This is a genomic window from Winogradskyella sp. ABM4_392 (assembly GCF_056160445.1).
On the sequence record NZ_JBSWXE010000003.1, the window covers coordinates 78,003 to 95,495 of the forward strand.

The following is a 17,493-nucleotide window of genomic DNA, read 5'->3' on the forward strand; positions in this document are numbered from 1 at the left end:
TCTGATTTTATTTATAATTTTTCCTTTCAATCATATAATACACCAACGGCACAACCAAAAGAGTTAATACTGTCGATACTATGGTCCCTCCCATTAATGAAATTGCTAAACCTTGGAAAATCGGATCGAAAAGAATAACGAAAGCTCCAATAACAACAGTACCTGCTGTTAACAAAATTGGTGTTGTTCTTACTGCACCTGCCTCAATAACTGCTTGCTTTAATGGAATGCCTTCAGCCAATCTTAAATTCACAAAGTCAATGAGCAATACCGAATTACGTACCATAATACCAGCTAAGGCTATCATACCAATAAAAGACGTTGCTGTAAAGAATGCACCAAGCATCCAATGTCCTAGAACAATCCCAACTAATGATAATGGAATGGCAACCATCATAACCACAGGTGCTTTAAAGTTTTGGAACCAACCTACAATTAAAATATAAATGATGATGATTACACCTAAAAACGCCATACCTAAATCCCTAAATACTTCTAGAGTAATTTGCCATTCACCATCCCATTTTACTGTATAATCATCTTCAAATTCTGGTTGACTAATGTATAGTTCATCCATACTGTAACCCTTTGGTAAGTTGATTTTCTGAAGTTTATCAGACATACCTAAAATAGCATAAACCGGACTTTCTAACTCACCTGCCATATCTGCCATAACATAAACCACACGCTTTTGATTTTTACGATAGATACTCTTTGGTTTAGTTCCGTCTTCTATAGTTACTAAATCTATAATTGGAACCAAATTACCGTGTTGAGATTTTACTTTTAAATTAGCAATATCTTGTAGTGTCGACTTTTCATTTTCATCCAAAGCTAATATCAACCCAACTTGATTTGAAGCATCTTCATCATATAATGTCGTTACAGGTCTATTAGACAAAGCCATATTCATGGTATAGGCAATCTGCTGTGGCGCTACACCATTTAGCATTGCTTTTTCTTTGTCTATTTTAAAATTGAATTCTTTTTGATCTGATTCAACCATCCAATCAATGTCAACAACATCAGTTGTACGTTTTAAAATAGATTGCACTGAATCTGCCACACGGATTTGCTCGTCGTAATCCGGACCATAAACCTCTGCTACAATTGTAGATAATACAGGTGGTCCTGGTGGTACCTCAACTAATTTTACATTGGCATTATATTTTGAAGCAATTTGCTGAATGTCTGGACGCAAAAGCTTAGCGATATCATGACTCTGCGCTGATCTATCGTGCTTATCAGTTAAATTCACCTGAATATCTGCCATATTACTTCCACCACGTAAATCGTAATGACGTACCAAACCATTAAAAGTGATTGGTGCAGAGGTACCAACATAACTTTGGTAGTTTACAACTTCTGGTCTGGTAGCAAGGTACTGCCCTATTTCTTTTGCTACAAGAGAAGTACGCTCTAATGTTGTACCTTCTGGCATATCGATAACCACCTGAAATTCGTTCTTATTATCAAATGGCAACATTTTAACAGCCACAGTTTTTGTGAAAAACAACGCAACAGAACCCATCAATAAGAAAAATGTTATACCTAAAAATGCCCAACGTTTGGTTTTATTCTCAATAAGTGGTGTTTCAAACTTTGAATAAATCTTAAATATTTTAGAATCTGAAAGACCTGAAGTTTCATCTTCAACCGAAGCATCGGCTTTCTTGTCTTTTTCTCTAAGGAAAATATAACCCAAATAAGGTGTAATCGTTAACGCCACAAATAACGACAACAACATAGCGATTGACGCACCAATTGGCATCGGACTCATATAAGGTCCCATTAAACCAGATACAAATGCCATAGGTAAAACCGATGCTATTACCGTAAATGTTGCTAAAATGGTTGGGTTACCAACTTCGTTAATAGCATATAAAGCGGCTTGTTTAAATGGCAAACGTTTCATCTTAAAATGCCTATGCATGTTTTCGGCAATAATAATGGAATCATCTACCACAATACCTGTTACAAATACTAAAGCGAAGAGCGTAATACGGTTTAATGTATAATCGAGCAAGTAATAGCTCAACAACGTTAATGCGAAAGTAATAGGCACAGACAAAAACACCACCAATCCACCACGCCATCCCATAGCCAACATAACAACAATAGTTACAGCGATTATTGCTCCAATTAGGTGCATTAATAATTCAGATACCTTTTGAGAAGCTGTTTCACCATAATTACGTGTAATTTCCACATGAACATCATCTGGAATTAATGTCGCTCTCAGGTGCTCTACCTTGTCTATAATAACATCGGAAATTTTCATAGCATCCGCACCTTTGCGCTTTGCCACAGAAATTGTAACTGCAGGATATTCTGATTTGTAATCATTAATCTTTTCACTGGCAGAACCAAATCCAAGACTTACGTAGTTAACTGGCACTTGTGGACCATCTAATACAGTAGCCACCTGACTTAAATAAATCGGTTGATTTTTAAATACACCAACAACTAAATTTTCAACATCCTCTTTGGTCTGAAGAAATTCACCTGTTTTTACAAGAAATTCCGTATCATTTCTATCAAAACTACCAGAACTTAGTTGCTGGTTATTAGCTTTAATCATTTCTGCAACTGATAAAAAATCTAAGCCGCTAGAGGCTAGTTTATCCTTATCTAAAACTACACGCAGCTCACGATTTCTTCCACCTATTTTTTGCGTTGCAGATACATCGTTAACCTTCTCTATTTCGTCTGTTAACTCTTGTGCAATTTGTTTTAATTGATAATCGTCATAATTCTCACTCCATAAGGTTAAGCCAAGCATTGGCACATCATCAATAGCACGTGTTTTTACCAAAGGAAACGTAACACCTTGTGGCATTATATCCATATGCTTATTGATTTCGTTATAAAGTTTTACAAATGAGCGTTCAATATCTTCACCCACATAAAACTGTACAATCACCATACCTTGCTCTTGCATTGATGTAGAATACACATATTCAACACCTTTGATATTAGAAATGAGTTTTTCTAATGGTTTTATAACTCTAGACTCAACTTCTGTAGGACTTGCACCAGGATAACCCACAAAAATATCTGCCATTGGTACATCAATCTGCGGCTCTTCTTCTCGAGGAATTAAAAACGAACTGTATACTCCAATGACCATAAAAACAATCATTAAAAGCACTGTAAGTTTAGAACTTATAAAGCCTTTGGCAATTTTTCCTGCTAAACCTTCTTTCATGTTTTTTAATTTAAATTAACTGCTTACTTTGATTGTTTACTGAATACTTAGCTTAGCTCCATTATAAAGTTTCTCTTCTGAAGACAATATGTACGATTCATCTGCCGACAAGCCAGATAATACCTCTACTTTATCACCAAAAGTTTTCCCTAATCTTAACCAACGTAAAACCGCTGTGTTTTGCTGACTTACGGTATAAATTCCAGATAATTGACCATTAGTAATTATAGCGTCCTTTGGAATCATGATTGTTTTAGTGGAGTTTGATGTTTGATGTTTTAAATTCGGAAATTGTACTGAAGTAAACATACCTGTACGTACCTTATCGTTTTTTGAATCCAAACTCACCTTTACCAAATACTGTCCACCAGAATTTGCTGAAGATGTACTTACTTCTGAAACTTTTCCTTTTAACTGAGCATCAATGGAAGACACCACAACATTAACAGTTTCACCTTCTTTAATATCTGATATGATGGCTTCTGGAACTCTAGCAATTACTTCAAAATTTTGTGGTGATTCTACAGCCAATAATGGCATTCCTGGATTTGCTAAAGCGCCTTCATCTATAAATTTTCCTGTAACAACACCACTAAAAGGCGCTTTTACATTCGTATAAGCAAATTGAGCATTGATTTCGTTTTTCATCTGTTGTGCAGCTTCTAATCTTGCTTTTGCCATATTATAATGCGCTGTCATATCATCTAATTCCTTTTGGGAAGCAGAATTTTGATCAAAAAGGTTTTTGTAACGGTTATAATCCTTTTCAGCGATGGTAAAAGCTGCTTTTGCTTCAGAAATTCCAGCGTTTACCTGAGCTCTTTTAGCTTGTAAATCGGTATTGTTTATAACAATTAAAGTTTGACCTTTAGATACTTTATCACCTACTTTTACATTGATACGTTCTACATAACCCATGAGACGCGTACTCAGGTTTGCACTATTTACAGCTTCAACAGTACCACTAACCACTAATGGCGAATTGTCATCATTGGCTGTTACTTTTGCCACAACAACCGAAACAGGTTTTGATGTGTTTTTTACACCTTCTTTTTCGTCTTGTCCGCAACTTAGAAATGCGAATAAAGTAACGATGGCAAATAATTTATGTATAGATAATGTCTTCATTTTAGTTTACGGTTAAAAATTTTAAATATGCTTTAGTGCTATTATATTCAAAAATGGTTTGATAATATTCTAGTTCTTTTTGTGCAAATTGTGTTTCTGCAATCAATAAATCTGTTGTTTTTTCTAAGCCTTCTTTAAATCGGTTTGTTCTAATTCTTAAAGCTTCTTTAGATTGTTCCATTGCTAATTTTGATAATTGCAATTTGCTTTCCATATCTTGAAGTAGGCGTTTGGTTTTATTGAGTTCTAATTGACTTTTAGATACATATTGCTCATACTCTAATTTTGACTTTTCTAGAGTTGCCTTTGACTTTTTTGCTTTACCAAATCGCTTGGTACCTTGAAGTATATTCCATTTTAATTCGGCACCAATTAAATAACCATCAGCACCAAACTGGAATAAACTATCGTCGTACAATTGGTAGCTACCAAAGGCATTTAAGGTTGGTAGAAATGTCATTTTATCTGACTTGTACATGGTCTCTCTGGCATTTGAAGCTAATTGCATTGCTTTTATGTCTGCACGTTCTTCACTAAGCCTTTTATCAGTTTCTAAAACGGTAGTTTCCAACTGAAGAGAATCCTGTGGTTTTAAAACCACATCTGAAACATCGTTCATTAAAAATGATAAATAGTTTGAAGCATTTTTTACATTGCTCCTTGCCGTTTGCAATTGGTTTTTTACCTCTGTTACTCTCACTTCAACCAAAAGCACATCAGACTGTTGTAAATAGCCTTGATCATAACTATTTTGTGCCAGTTGTAAATTTGCCTCAGTGGCCTCCAACGCTTTTTCTAAAACAGTAACCGCTTTATATGCTAATTGCAATTGCATATAAGCGTTTTCGACTTCAAAATTCACATAATCCTTAACTCTGTCTGTTTGCAGAGCCATAGCCTCCATTTTATACTTTGCAGCTTTACGTTGATAGAATCCATCCATATTGATTAATGGTTGCTGAAACTCAAAAACCGTAGCATAGTTTTCAATCTGACTTGGGTCATTTAATGCATCTGGATTAAAATCTGCCTGAGTTACAATCTCTTGATTTAGCTTAGATCCGAATGCCATTAACGGATTTGTTGTAGCTATGGCAGTGTGAGACACACTAATATTTGGTAAAAACACAGCATTGGTCTGTCTGTAATCTGCTTTGGCCTCATTAAAAGCTTCAATCGAAATTTTTATTTGCTGATTTGATTCTGAAACCTTACTTAATACTTCATCTTTAGAAATAGGTTTTATGTCTTGAGCATAAATACTAGATATGAAACCCATTAAAATGAATGTGATAATATATTTTAGTTTATACATGTCTCTTTAATTTGATTCAAAATTAAGGTGAGCTTTAATTTTAGTTAGTAACAAAGGTTACTAAAGCAATTAGAACCTTTTGATGGCATTATTTATCTATACTTATATTTTTAAGCTTATACCTAACATAAAATAAAATGTAGCATCTAAATCTTCTTCATAAACTATATCATCTACAATTAGTCTAGAAGGACTTTGAGGTATAACATAATTAGGGTAAAACATAAAAATGAAAGGATCTACTTCGTACCAAACTGGTATGCCAAACTCAATTGCCATTATATTAAATCTTTCACTTTCTTCAACAGTGATGGTATATCCGCTTGTAGAGTTTACAGAACCACCTTGACCCTGTCCTTGTCCTTGACCACTACTTCCTCTATTAGTATAATACTCTTGATAAAAATTTTGAGACCCAAAATAAACACCTATTGCAGGCGAAATCTGAAACTTTTGGTTGTTGGTTATAAAATCGTGACTTATCTCTGTAGATAAAAAGAAATCTGATGTGTCATTATTATTAAAATAATTTGCAACTGTTGCAGCCAAGTTAAAATACTGAAAGTCGTAACTTAAAACTGCTGTTACATCAGCACTGACATGAGAAATAACATTATAACTATCTTCATTGAAAAAGTACTTAGTAATGGATACATCTCCATCAAAATTGTTATACGAAAAATCATATCCTAAGGATACTAAAAACAAATCTACTCTACTTTCATTTGCTTTTGTTAGATAAGACAATGAGCCCATTCCATAAATACCAGACTTATGATGATACATTACTGAAGCATATAAATATGGCATGGCAATAGAGTCCTTTCTTCCCAAAAAGACTGCGTCACTTATGTAACTAAGATTCAATGATACATAGCTTGAATCTTTTTCATATTTAACGTCTGTAGAATCTTTTGTTTTTGAGTTCTGATTAACACTTTTAATTTTTTGACCAATCACAGGATTGTTGAAAAGTAAAAGGACTAAAAGTGCCAATATGTATTGAAAGTTTTTCATCACCTTACACTTTAGTTATATCGAAAAAGGGATTTAAAAAATTAAATCCCTTATTTTTTTAATTACCTTTCTTCATAGTCTTTTTGCTAACCTTGTTTTTCTTTTTAGCCTTTTGGTTTAGCTTATTCTTTTTACTTAGTTTATTTTTTTTAGCTATTTTTTTTCGATGTTGATATGTATTTTTAAACATTTCACCATCCATATTCAAACACTCGCCTTCTTGTAAACGCAATTGTTTTTTTTGTTGTGTTTGATAAGACCCATCAGGATTAACAACTGTACCATTACCCAACTTTATTTGATTTTGTAATCTCAATTGAGATCTATTTTGAATTTGAATAACTTCACCATCTACAAGCATATAATGAATTCTGTTTTGATTTCTTTCTTGTATTTGTTCTTTTGTTAAGCCTTTATTCTCTTTTTGTACCATTTTTCTATATTGATATTCATTTTGGTACATCTCCCCATTCATATCTAAACATTGACCATTTTTAAGTTTTAATTTTTTCTTTTCTCTTGTTTGATATGTTCCATCTGTATTTAGTACAGTTCCATCATTTAAAGTTACCTGATCTTGTAAGCGTATTTGATCTCGGTCTCTAATTTGTAAAACATCTCCATCAACCAACATTAAACGATCTTGATCTCTAACTTGGTCTCTGTCGCTGTCCTGTGCTGCGATAGTAATGGTTCCAAAAACCATAAATACTACTAATAACAATACATTTTTCATTTTACACCTATTTAAATTAGTAATGAAATGAATTTACTGTAACATGATAATTTAGACAATGATATTAATCAGATGCAATTATTAAAAAAACAAATTATGAGTAGAAATAGCCCAAAAAAGCAAGAAGCACCTTTAAAAAAGATGCTTCTTAACACTAACCAAAAAAAACTAGTTAACTAAACTAGTCGACCTTTCTCGTGCCACCATGTCCTCCTGCAACAATAATCATAATCTTTATACTTAAAATGATAAACTTAAAAAACTGCAGTACTGGGTTCATCATTCTAAATCGCATTCGTGGTGATATTCGTTTCATAGTATTGCCTGCGAAAGCAGGTATCTTTTAATTAATATTATTTTTACTTTAATTAGGTTTGACTTTAGGCAACCTAATTAACTTACGTTTATCGTTTAAGTTTGATTCTCTATTCAGGAATCAACCACCAAAATGGTTTCATCTTGGCTTTGTATATAAATGCATAATGCAACATTAACTTTAACCAATGTCCTGCTAAACCAATCGCTCCAAAGGTTTTTCCTAAGTGCCTACCATGTGATTCTGGATATTTAACAAAATCTGGAACAATTGGATAAGTTGTAATACTTACTCCGCTACCATCCCAAAGTCCGTAACCTGCCGATGCTATACACGCAGCTCCCATATTTCCCATAGAGCCTTTATGATGCAAAGATTCTTTACCAGATTTTATACTATCTATAATATTATCTGCCACCAACTTTGCGGTGATACCTGAAGGCATACCTGTACGTGGTGGTGCTGGGAAAATTGCTGTACCATTTTTACTCTCTCTGGGTTTAGATATAGTATGTGGTGGTGCAAAAGCAATACCTGGTGCAAAAATATTTTTATAATTTGGATTCTGATAGGTTTCTGGCCAATCTTGTACAGTCCATTCTTCGTATGGTTTTGACGAATAATCAGCATCCACAATCATAAATCCTTTGAACAGCTTGTCTGTAATATCATTATCATTTTTATCATAAGCTTTAAAACCATGACCAGAAAATGCTGGAATTAACATTGCAAAATCATAGGTTTCGGTTTTAAACTCACCGTCAAGATTTTCATAATGTGCTACTCCATCTTCAATTTTATTGACTCCAGCTCCTAAAATCCATTTTATGCCTCTGTCCTCAAAAATCATTTCTACCATTTCGCTGGACTTCATAATCATATCGCCATAACTCATCAGCATGCCATCCATTCCAAAATCACCTAAATGATATTCGTTAGATATCCAGGTGATTTCTGCCATATCACGAACACCATATTTTCTCAGTTCTTTTTCAACATTAAGAATATATTCAAAAGCAGCGCCTTGGCATGTAGCCTTTGCATGACCTGTACCTATAAGAATTTTTACTTTTTCTCCATTCTTCATACGTTCAATCTGCGCTTTCAATCCTTCCCATGCATGCTCAGCATGACCATAGGTACACACAGAATAAGCTCCGTTTTTTCCCGGCATTAACCCTTCTGTAGCTTCAAAATTTAATTTAGGACCAGTAGCGTTAATTAAATAATCATAGGTAATCTTTTCTGTCATTCCTTTTTTATCTCCTGTAACATATTCAGCTACAACATAAGGCTTAGATTCTATTGTATCGCCTTCTGGATGAAATGTTACGGCTTTTGCTTGTTTGTAATCAATACCTTTCTTTTTATATAAAGGAGCTAAAGGAAATAAGATTTTTTTAGATTTCATTCTACCAATACCAACCCAAATGTTAGAGGGTATCCATTGGTAATTACTGTTAGGAGACACTACAACAACTTCGTGTTCTTTTGATAGCTTACGTCTTAAGTGCGACGCTGCTACATGTCCTGAAATTCCGGCTCCTAAAACAACTATTTTTGACATTTTGTTGAAATTATGAATTTAGCTTGAGACTAAAACGAAGTTTATTGTCTTTAATCCTATGTAAAGATTATATATAAAAATAACTTTTACAGTAACCTATGTTACAGTAGCATATAAGAGCAACTATTTTTTGATGATTTTCTTTTCAATTTTGGTTGATCCATTTTTGAAAATCAAAATATATTCTCCAGAAGCCAAATCAGACAAGTCCATTGGAATAATTTGATTGCCTATACCTTCTTCTACTAAAGATTCTTTTACTTTTTTACCTAACAAATCAAAAATCTCAATTTTAGTTTGCTCTGCGTTAGGAACAAAAACTTCAATTGAAAACATATCAGTTGTAGGATTTGGGTAAACTTTTAAATTGAAAATGTTATTTGAGTTAAGTGGCACTTCATCAACACTCAATGCACTTTTTAATATTGAAACCTTAAAAGCTAGATTACTTGCACTACTCTGTGTACCAGTATTAATAAAGAAAATATTTTCTTGTGTACTTTCTATACCTCCAAAAATATATCCGACTAAAGTTGCACCTTCAGGCAAACTATTTATATCAACAATTTCTTGTGTTAAGTAGATATTTGCATCATTTACAGGTATAAATTCAGCACCTGAACCCAAGAGTGCTGGCATTTCAATTCCCAGACTACTCTCTACCATTGATCCATCACTAAATCTTGTTACTTTACTAATTGTTTTTACAAATGGTACATCATTGTCTTGTATCAAATTACCATTTATATCTAATTTATATTGACTCATTCCACCAAAAAACAAGGTGTGCATTGTGCTATTTAAGACATCATATAATGGGATTTTTGCACTATGGTATTGGCTTAGGTATTGATTAAACGTATTATTTACCGTATAACCAGATGGTGTAACATCAACAGTATTTAACCAAGGTAAATCAACATTATGCTGAAAAACACCACTAAACATAGTAAAACCTTGAGATCCATCTGGGAAAAATTGAGGAGCCATATTATAGTCTCGTCGATGTAAATTATTGGTATCGTTTTGAGCTGAATAATTTGTTATCGCAAGGTTTGTACCATCATCTAAAATTTGAAAGGTTCTAATTTCTTCAGTATAATTTTGAATAAAACCTGGTCCATTATTTGGTCCCATTGGATTATATCTACCTTCAAAATATTGTCCTCCACATAAATAAAAGACATCATTTAAAAATCCTAATTGCCCTCCAGTAACTGCTAAATTAGTTTCTGTAATTTGTCTAAAATATGGTAAAATAGTTGTGCTATTAATAACTGCATTAGCTAAACCATCAACATCTATTGCAGTTAACTTATCATATGTAATATGGTCATTTAGTGTTGCGCTAAAACCATAACCGCCAATTATGTATAATGTATTGCCTTTTTGATAAAACTCTTGGTTTGTGGACTGTAATTGCTCAAATATTGATGATTGCAAAACACTTAAAGATGCACTCCATGTTTGGTTGGCAACAGGATCTATTATGTAAACATTTTTGTTGTTATCATTTTCTAAAAAAGCTGCAAATGGTTGTCTTCTATGTAGACCATCTATTCTACCACCAATGATTACCCATTTACCATCAGAAGTTTTTCCCCAAGAAAAAGAATGTACACTTGGTGCGTTAGCTATTGATAAAGGCTCTATTAAAACCGTAAATTCTTGTTGAGAATAACACGTGTTAAAAATTATTTGACCAATAATTAATAGAAAAGTAATTTTAATTTTCATCATTAATGAGTTTACAATAATTAAACGAAGTTGCTAATTAAAACTAACATAAGCTGTCACAATTGTTACATTAAAAAAGAGCACCTAAATAGGTGCTCTTTTCACGGAAACAGTTATCGCTCATACCTTAATAACTGGTATCGTCTAATTTCACTTTACCGTGAAATGTTTTATATAAAAATAAAAAGTATCCTGCCAAAAGTGGTGCACCAATGAGTACAATGGTCAACATAATTCCCAAAGATTTCTGTGAAGACGCAGCATTGTAAATAGTAACACTATACTCTGGACTTATTGTAGAAGGTAACAATACTGGATATAACTGAAATGCCACAAGCATTAATAAAAATGCCATTATCAATGAAGAAAATATTAAGGCATGTGAATACTTCTTCTTAGAGACTAACCTTGGCACATTTGCTACTGCTAAAAACGCCGAAATGGGCAAAACAAAAAATACAGGTTGCTCTTTAAATTTATCGGTTACGCCATGTAGAAATGTTAGCGTGTATAAAGATGTAATGGCAAAACTTATAATAAAGAATATCATACCTTTTTTAAGTAAAAAGGACAATCTGTCGTGCAATCTACCTTCCGTTTTAAGCATTAGGAAAATAGCTCCTTGTGTCATAAAGATAGACAGTGTGGTAAATCCTACCATTAATGCATACGGATTTAAAAACGAAAAGAAAATACCTCCTTTATATTCAAAATTTTCATGAAGCTCAAAGCCTTGAAGCACATTACCTAATACAACACCTAATAAAAATCCGATTAATGTATTGGATACAAAATAGGTAATATCCCAAGTTTTTCTCCACCATTTCATTTCTTCTGCACTTCTAAATTTTATGGCAGCAGAACGCAACACCAATAACATTAAAAATAGCATGAATGGAATATACATTGCTGATAACATGGTAGCATACATTACTGGAAAACCAGCAAATAATGCACCTCCACCAATGATTAACCACACTTGGTTAGCATCCCAAAGCGGACCAATGGCATTAATGGCAATACGTCTGCTTAAGTCTTTTCTTAAAAATAAATGCCATGCACCAGCACCATAATCAAAACCTTCTAAAATGGCATAACCCGAAAACAATAGCCCTACAACTAAATACCATAATGTTGGATAATCTATACCTAAAAATGTTTCCATAGTACTGCTATTAAGTGTATTTTAAAAATTCGTCTGGGTTTTCTGCTTCGTTATACGGACCGTGTTTTATCTTTTTATTTAAAGAATAAAGGAACAGTAAAAACAATATCGCATATACCACCAAAAATAAGATTAACGAGAATAATATTTGATTTGCAGAGACCTCTTGCGAAAAGGCTTCACTTGTTTTTAAGTGACCATAAACTACCCAAGGTTGTCTACCCATTTCGGCAGCAAACCAACCGACTTGATTAGCTATTTGAGGTAATAACACCGAAAATGCAAATATTTTAAGTAACCATTTTTTATCAAATAACTTTCCTCTCCACCATAAATAAGAAGCATAAAGCGTTAATCCAATTAAAAACATACCAATAGAAATCATGATGTGGTAAAACTGAAATACCGCATTAACTTGTGTTGGGATTTCATCTTTTGGAAATGCATTTAAACCTTGTATTGGTTCTTCAAAATCTTGATGTACCAAAAAAGATAAACCACCAGGAATACCTAATCCGGTAACTTTTTGCGACTCGTCATCTACCCAACCAAATAAATATAAATCAGCTGCTGAAGATTTATCATAATGCCCTTCCATAGCTGCTAATTTTGCAGGTTGATTAACGGCTACTCCATCAGCAGAACTATGTCCTGAAACTAATTGTGTTAGTGAGATAATTGTTGCTACCAACAATGAGATTTTAAAGGCTTTTTTAGAGATTTCTACATATCGTCCTTTTAATAAATAATACGCATGAACACTCAATACCATAAAAGCACCAGCTAAAAATGCTCCTTGCCATACATGAATAATACGATCTACACTCGACGGATTAAAAACCATTGCCCAAAAATCAGTGACTTCTGCTCTAGCAGTTAATCCTTCTCCAACAATATGATAACCAGCTGGTGTTTGTTGCCAACTGTTAGCTACCACAATCCAAACTGCTGAAAACATAGATCCCAGAAATACACCTATAGTTGAAATGAAATGTACTTTTGGAGATACACGATTCCAACCGAAAATTAAAATTCCTAAAAAGGTACTTTCGAGACCAAAAGCAAATAAACCTTCAGCGGCTAAAGCACTACCAAAAATATCGCCTACATATTTGGAATATACAGACCAGTTGGTACCAAATTCAAACTCCATTATGATTCCGGTTGCAACACCAATACCAAAGGTAATGGCGAAAATTTTCAACCAAAAACGCGTTAAAATTTCATATTGTTTTTTACCTGTTTTTAGATATAAACCTTCAAAAATCACCATGATTAAACCTATACCAATACTTAAAGGCGGATAGATATAATGAAAAGCTACTGTGAAGGCAAATTGGATTCTGGCGAGGATTTCGGTATCCATATGAAACGTTTTTTCAAAGATATAGATGATACAAAGTTACTAATGTAACCTATATTACAAAAGAGGGTTTCTAAATTAGAAACCCTCTTTCTTCATTATTTTAATATTTCTTTTAAAACAGTATCCTTATCTAATTTTTTTGTACAGAAAAACCAATCCTTGCATTCTAGGTCATCTGTGTTAGTCATACGTTCTTCAGCCACACCACAAGAACCTGCTGGTGAAATAATCACATCTTTACCAGGTTCCCAATCTGCTGGTGTTGCCACATTAAACTTATCAGACGTTTGCATAGCGATTAGCGCTCTATATATTTCATCAAAATTTCTACCTAAACTCAACGGATAATATATGATTGCCCTAACAGTACTTTCTGGATCAATGAAGAATACAGCTCTAACAGCTTGGGTTTGATGTTCACCTGGTTGAATCATCCCATATTTTTTGGCTACATTCATAGTAATGTCTTCAATTAATGGAAATGTAACTTCAATATCTTTCATCCCATTAAATTCAATTTTGTCTTTAATAGTTCTTAACCATGCAATATGACTGTACAATCCATCAACAGATAAACCAACTAATTTGCAATTCGCTTTATTAAACTTCTCTTCTAAATGAGCAAAAGTCATAAACTCTGATGTACATACTGGTGTGAAATCTGCTGGGTGACTGAATAGTATTGTCCAACTGCCTTTGTAATCCGAAGGAAAGTTAATCTCTCCTTGTGTTGTAACTGCCTTAAATTCTGGTGCCTTATCACCTATTCTTGGCATTGAAAATGTTTGTGCTTCCTGTAATGTTTCTGATGTATTCATGATAAATTGTTATTTAAATAATTTATTCAAAATTAAAAAACAATAGCCTAAAGCTATGTAACGAATGTTACTTTAAGAGTAAAATCTAATAAGGAACTTTACATGATTGCATCGTAAAAAATTTATGACAAAAGTCAGTATGATAATTTTACAATAAGTATACTTTTGCAGAGCATGAAAATAGGTACTTACATTCTTTCTATACTACTTGCAGCTCTTATACTATCTAATAGTTTAAGGGTATCCATTACCTATGCTTACTATAAACTTGATCCTGTTGGGTTTATAGAAACGCTTTGTGAAAACAAGGACAAACCAGAGTTACAATGTAACGGTAAATGTCACCTTAAAAAAGTAGCTGAATCGCAAGACAGCAATGAGAAAACACCCGAAAGTATTGTAGATTTTAAAGAACTTATGCTAGTTTCTTATCCTAAAGAGGATATTAAGGAGATTACTGAGTTTGTTCTTAAAAAACACGCACCAAATTGCTATAACAATTTATATTCTTTTTTGAATACTGAAGATTGGTTTCACCCTCCACAAGTATAGTTTTCATTTGTAAACGTAGATAATATCTACCCATATTTTTTTTAAATTATAATTATACTATAAATGAAAACATTGTATAGTGCACTGTTATGTGTACTACTTACTGCTGTGTCTTATGCTCAAAAAGAAACAGAGCAAGACACCTTAAATAAAAAAACAACAAAACTAAATGAGGTTATAGTTACAGGAAATAAAAAAACAGATCCTGTACTAACAATAGTGTCTAACAAATATGCAGAGAATATTGTACAGCCTAAAAACGTAGCAGATTTATTCAATAATATTGTTGGATTTGCATCTATAAAACGAGGCAATTATGCCATTGACCCATCGTTTAGAGCGTCTCAATACGAGCAGCTTAACATTCAATATGATGGTGGAACCAAAGCGATGCATGCTTGTCCAAACCGAATGGATCCTATTACAACACATATTATTCCTGAAGAGATTTCGAAAATTGAAATCATAAAAGGACCATATACTGTAAGATACGGACCTACGTTTGGTGGAGTCATTAACATGGTGACCGAAAAACCAAATTATTTAGATTATGGATTACATGGCAAAATCTCTGGAGGCTATGAAAGCAACGGTAATTCTTTTGTAAATATGGCTCAACTACAATACATACAAGAAAAATATGATATTGTAGCTAATGCTGGATACAGAGATTTTGGTAATTATGAAGATGGTGATGGTACTGAAATTCCATCGTCTTTTAGAAGTACAGATTATGGTGTAAAAGTTGGCTATAACTTTACAGAAAACCAACGCTTGCAAGCACACTGGAGACAGTCTTTTGGTAGAGATGTTTTGCATGCTGCCTTACCAATGGATACAGACTACGATAATAGTAGTATTATTTCATTAGACTATAAACTAGATAATATTGGCAAGGTTATTAAATCTGTAAATGCAAAGGCTTACTACAGCTATGTAGATCATTTAATGACAAACACAAACAGACCATCTTTTAATATGATGGAAGCAGCGTCTAATGTTGATGCTACGACAACAGGTGGTAAATTAGAGTTACATTGGCAACCAGCAAAAAGCTTAAACATTTTTTCTGGTATCGACATGCTTAATGTTGCCAGAGATGGTAATAGAGAGCGATTAGTGAAAGTAATGAATGGAAATATACTACCAGAACCAATGCTATTTACAGACAAGGTATGGCAAGATTCATACATTAATGACTTAGGTGTTTTTACGGAAGCTAAATATAGTGTTAGTCCAAGTACAATTCTAACAGCTGGTATTAGATATGATAATGTTGTTTCAGACATTAAAGATCCTGAAGCCGATTTTGAAGCTATGTATGATTTAGAGAAACGGACAGAGCACAATATAAGTGCTACTGTTTCTGTTAAGAAAATCGTTTCAGACAACTTTACAATAGAAACAGCTTATGGTCGTGGTGTACGCTCTGCAAATATGATTGAGCGTTTTATAAATCACTTCACTGTTGGCCAAGATCCTTATGAGTATGTTGGAAACCCTAACTTGGATGCTGAAGTTAATAACCAATTTGAAATCGGCTTTAAAGGTTATGAACCTTTAAAAAATGGTTTAGATGCTTTTAAGTATGAAGCGTCTTTTTACTATTCATTTTTTGAAAACTACATCGTTGCTGTTGTTGATGAAAACTTAGACCGTAAGTTTATGCCAATGGCACAGCCACAGCATGCTAAAGTTTTTAGAAATTTGGATGAGGCTTATAAAACAGGTTTTGAAATTAAAGCAGAATTAGATTTTCTAAAAGACTATTTCGTAAAAGGTGAATTTGCTTACGTGTATGCAAAAAACAAAGATTTAAATGAATCCTTACCGCTTACACCACCTTTTACAACACGATTTTCAGTTGGTGTTAAAAAAGAGAAGTATTGGGCAAACCTACAATATAACTTAGTATCTCAACAAGATGATATTTCTGAAAGCTTTGGTGAAACTACTACTGATGGTTATCAAACTTTAGATGCGCGTATTGGTATTAATGCTTTTAAGAATTTTACCTTAGGAGTTGCTGTATTGAATATTTTTGATGAAACTTACAATAATCATCTCAATTTTTCATTTACCAATCAGGCTGATTTTGGTCGTGTTCCAATTACTGAACCTGGTCGTAACTTTTCAGCATTTTTACAATATAGATTTTAAACTTAACCAAGTTATAGCAATAAAAAGAGGCTTGATTTTTTAATCAAGCCTCTTTCTTTAACCCAAAATTCAAGAAGAATTTCAAAATACTGCAAAGCTAAAAAACCATGCAATACATAAAGTTAAATTAGTTTAGTTAGTTTCGTTACTATCGTTTTTCTTTTTTCCGCCAGACATAAAATTAACGAGGACGGCTACTAAAATAACGCAAACTAGAGCAAAAACAGCTATCATTATTACTCCGTTGTTGTGATCATATATTAGTAAAGAGTTGTTCATTGGTTAATCTATTTATCGTTTACAAAAGCTAAAGTAGCTTCAAAATTTTACAAAAAAGATGACTTTTGTCAGTAAATAAAAAAGCATCTTAAAATTTTTCAAGATGCTCAGTTGCTATTAAATCAAAAT

Annotated in this window: 13 protein-coding genes; 2 read left to right on the top strand and 11 right to left on the bottom strand. The window is 33.1% G+C overall.

Annotated features, from left to right (window positions below; translation table 11 throughout):
* Positions 1 to 7 precede the first annotated feature (7 nt).
* From ACXAFS_RS09105 to ACXAFS_RS09155, 11 genes are all read right to left on the bottom strand, one after another.
* Positions 8 to 3,208: an efflux RND transporter permease subunit gene (locus ACXAFS_RS09105; RefSeq protein ID WP_475306492.1), complete on the bottom strand. Its 3,201-nt coding sequence runs from the start codon at positions 3,206 to 3,208 to the stop codon at positions 8 to 10.
* 36 nt (positions 3,209 to 3,244) lie between these two features.
* A complete protein-coding gene (locus ACXAFS_RS09110) occupies positions 3,245 to 4,336 on the bottom strand; it encodes an efflux RND transporter periplasmic adaptor subunit (RefSeq protein WP_475306493.1) in 1,092 nt (363 codons plus the stop codon).
* 1 nt (position 4,337) lies between these two features.
* Positions 4,338 to 5,651, bottom strand: a complete 1,314-nt coding sequence (locus ACXAFS_RS09115; RefSeq protein ID WP_475306494.1) for a TolC family protein — start codon at positions 5,649 to 5,651, stop codon at positions 4,338 to 4,340.
* A gap of 102 nt (positions 5,652 to 5,753) precedes the next feature.
* Entirely contained in the window at positions 5,754 to 6,668 is a 915-nt protein-coding gene (locus ACXAFS_RS09120; RefSeq protein WP_475306495.1) for a hypothetical protein, read from the bottom strand.
* A 58-nt stretch (positions 6,669 to 6,726) separates the two neighbouring features.
* Positions 6,727 to 7,404 carry a DUF6799 domain-containing protein gene (locus tag ACXAFS_RS09125; RefSeq protein ID WP_475306496.1) on the bottom strand — a complete coding sequence of 226 codons (678 nt, stop codon included), beginning with the start codon at positions 7,402 to 7,404 and terminating at the stop codon, positions 6,727 to 6,729.
* A 181-nt stretch (positions 7,405 to 7,585) separates the two neighbouring features.
* Entirely contained in the window at positions 7,586 to 7,720 is a 135-nt protein-coding gene (locus ACXAFS_RS09130) for a hypothetical protein (RefSeq protein WP_475306497.1), read from the bottom strand.
* 109 nt (positions 7,721 to 7,829) lie between these two features.
* On the bottom strand, positions 7,830 to 9,287 hold the full coding sequence (locus ACXAFS_RS09135) for an NAD(P)/FAD-dependent oxidoreductase (protein ID WP_475306498.1): 1,458 nt from the start codon (positions 9,285 to 9,287) through the stop codon (positions 7,830 to 7,832).
* 123 nt (positions 9,288 to 9,410) lie between these two features.
* Positions 9,411 to 11,027 carry a T9SS type A sorting domain-containing protein gene (locus ACXAFS_RS09140; protein WP_475306499.1) on the bottom strand — a complete coding sequence of 539 codons (1,617 nt, stop codon included), beginning with the start codon at positions 11,025 to 11,027 and terminating at the stop codon, positions 9,411 to 9,413.
* 124 nt (positions 11,028 to 11,151) lie between these two features.
* Entirely contained in the window at positions 11,152 to 12,189 is a 1,038-nt protein-coding gene (gene cydB, locus ACXAFS_RS09145) for a cytochrome d ubiquinol oxidase subunit II (protein WP_475306500.1), read from the bottom strand.
* Positions 12,190 to 12,199: 10 nt separating this feature from the next.
* Positions 12,200 to 13,555: a cytochrome ubiquinol oxidase subunit I gene (locus tag ACXAFS_RS09150; protein ID WP_331810390.1), complete on the bottom strand. Its 1,356-nt coding sequence runs from the start codon at positions 13,553 to 13,555 to the stop codon at positions 12,200 to 12,202.
* Positions 13,556 to 13,650: 95 nt separating this feature from the next.
* Positions 13,651 to 14,373: a peroxiredoxin gene (locus tag ACXAFS_RS09155; RefSeq protein ID WP_475306501.1), complete on the bottom strand. Its 723-nt coding sequence runs from the start codon at positions 14,371 to 14,373 to the stop codon at positions 13,651 to 13,653.
* 174 nt (positions 14,374 to 14,547) lie between these two features.
* On the opposite strand from ACXAFS_RS09155, the gene ACXAFS_RS09160 reads away from it, so the two are divergent.
* Both ACXAFS_RS09160 and ACXAFS_RS09165 read left to right on the top strand, forming a co-directional pair.
* Entirely contained in the window at positions 14,548 to 14,925 is a 378-nt protein-coding gene (locus ACXAFS_RS09160; protein WP_475306502.1) for a hypothetical protein, read from the top strand.
* Between the two features lie 63 nt (positions 14,926 to 14,988).
* The gene (locus tag ACXAFS_RS09165) at positions 14,989 to 17,085 is read left to right on the top strand and encodes a TonB-dependent receptor (protein ID WP_475306503.1); all 2,097 of its coding nucleotides are present in this window, start codon (positions 14,989 to 14,991) and stop codon (positions 17,083 to 17,085) included.
* The last annotated feature ends 408 nt before the right edge of the window (positions 17,086 to 17,493 follow it).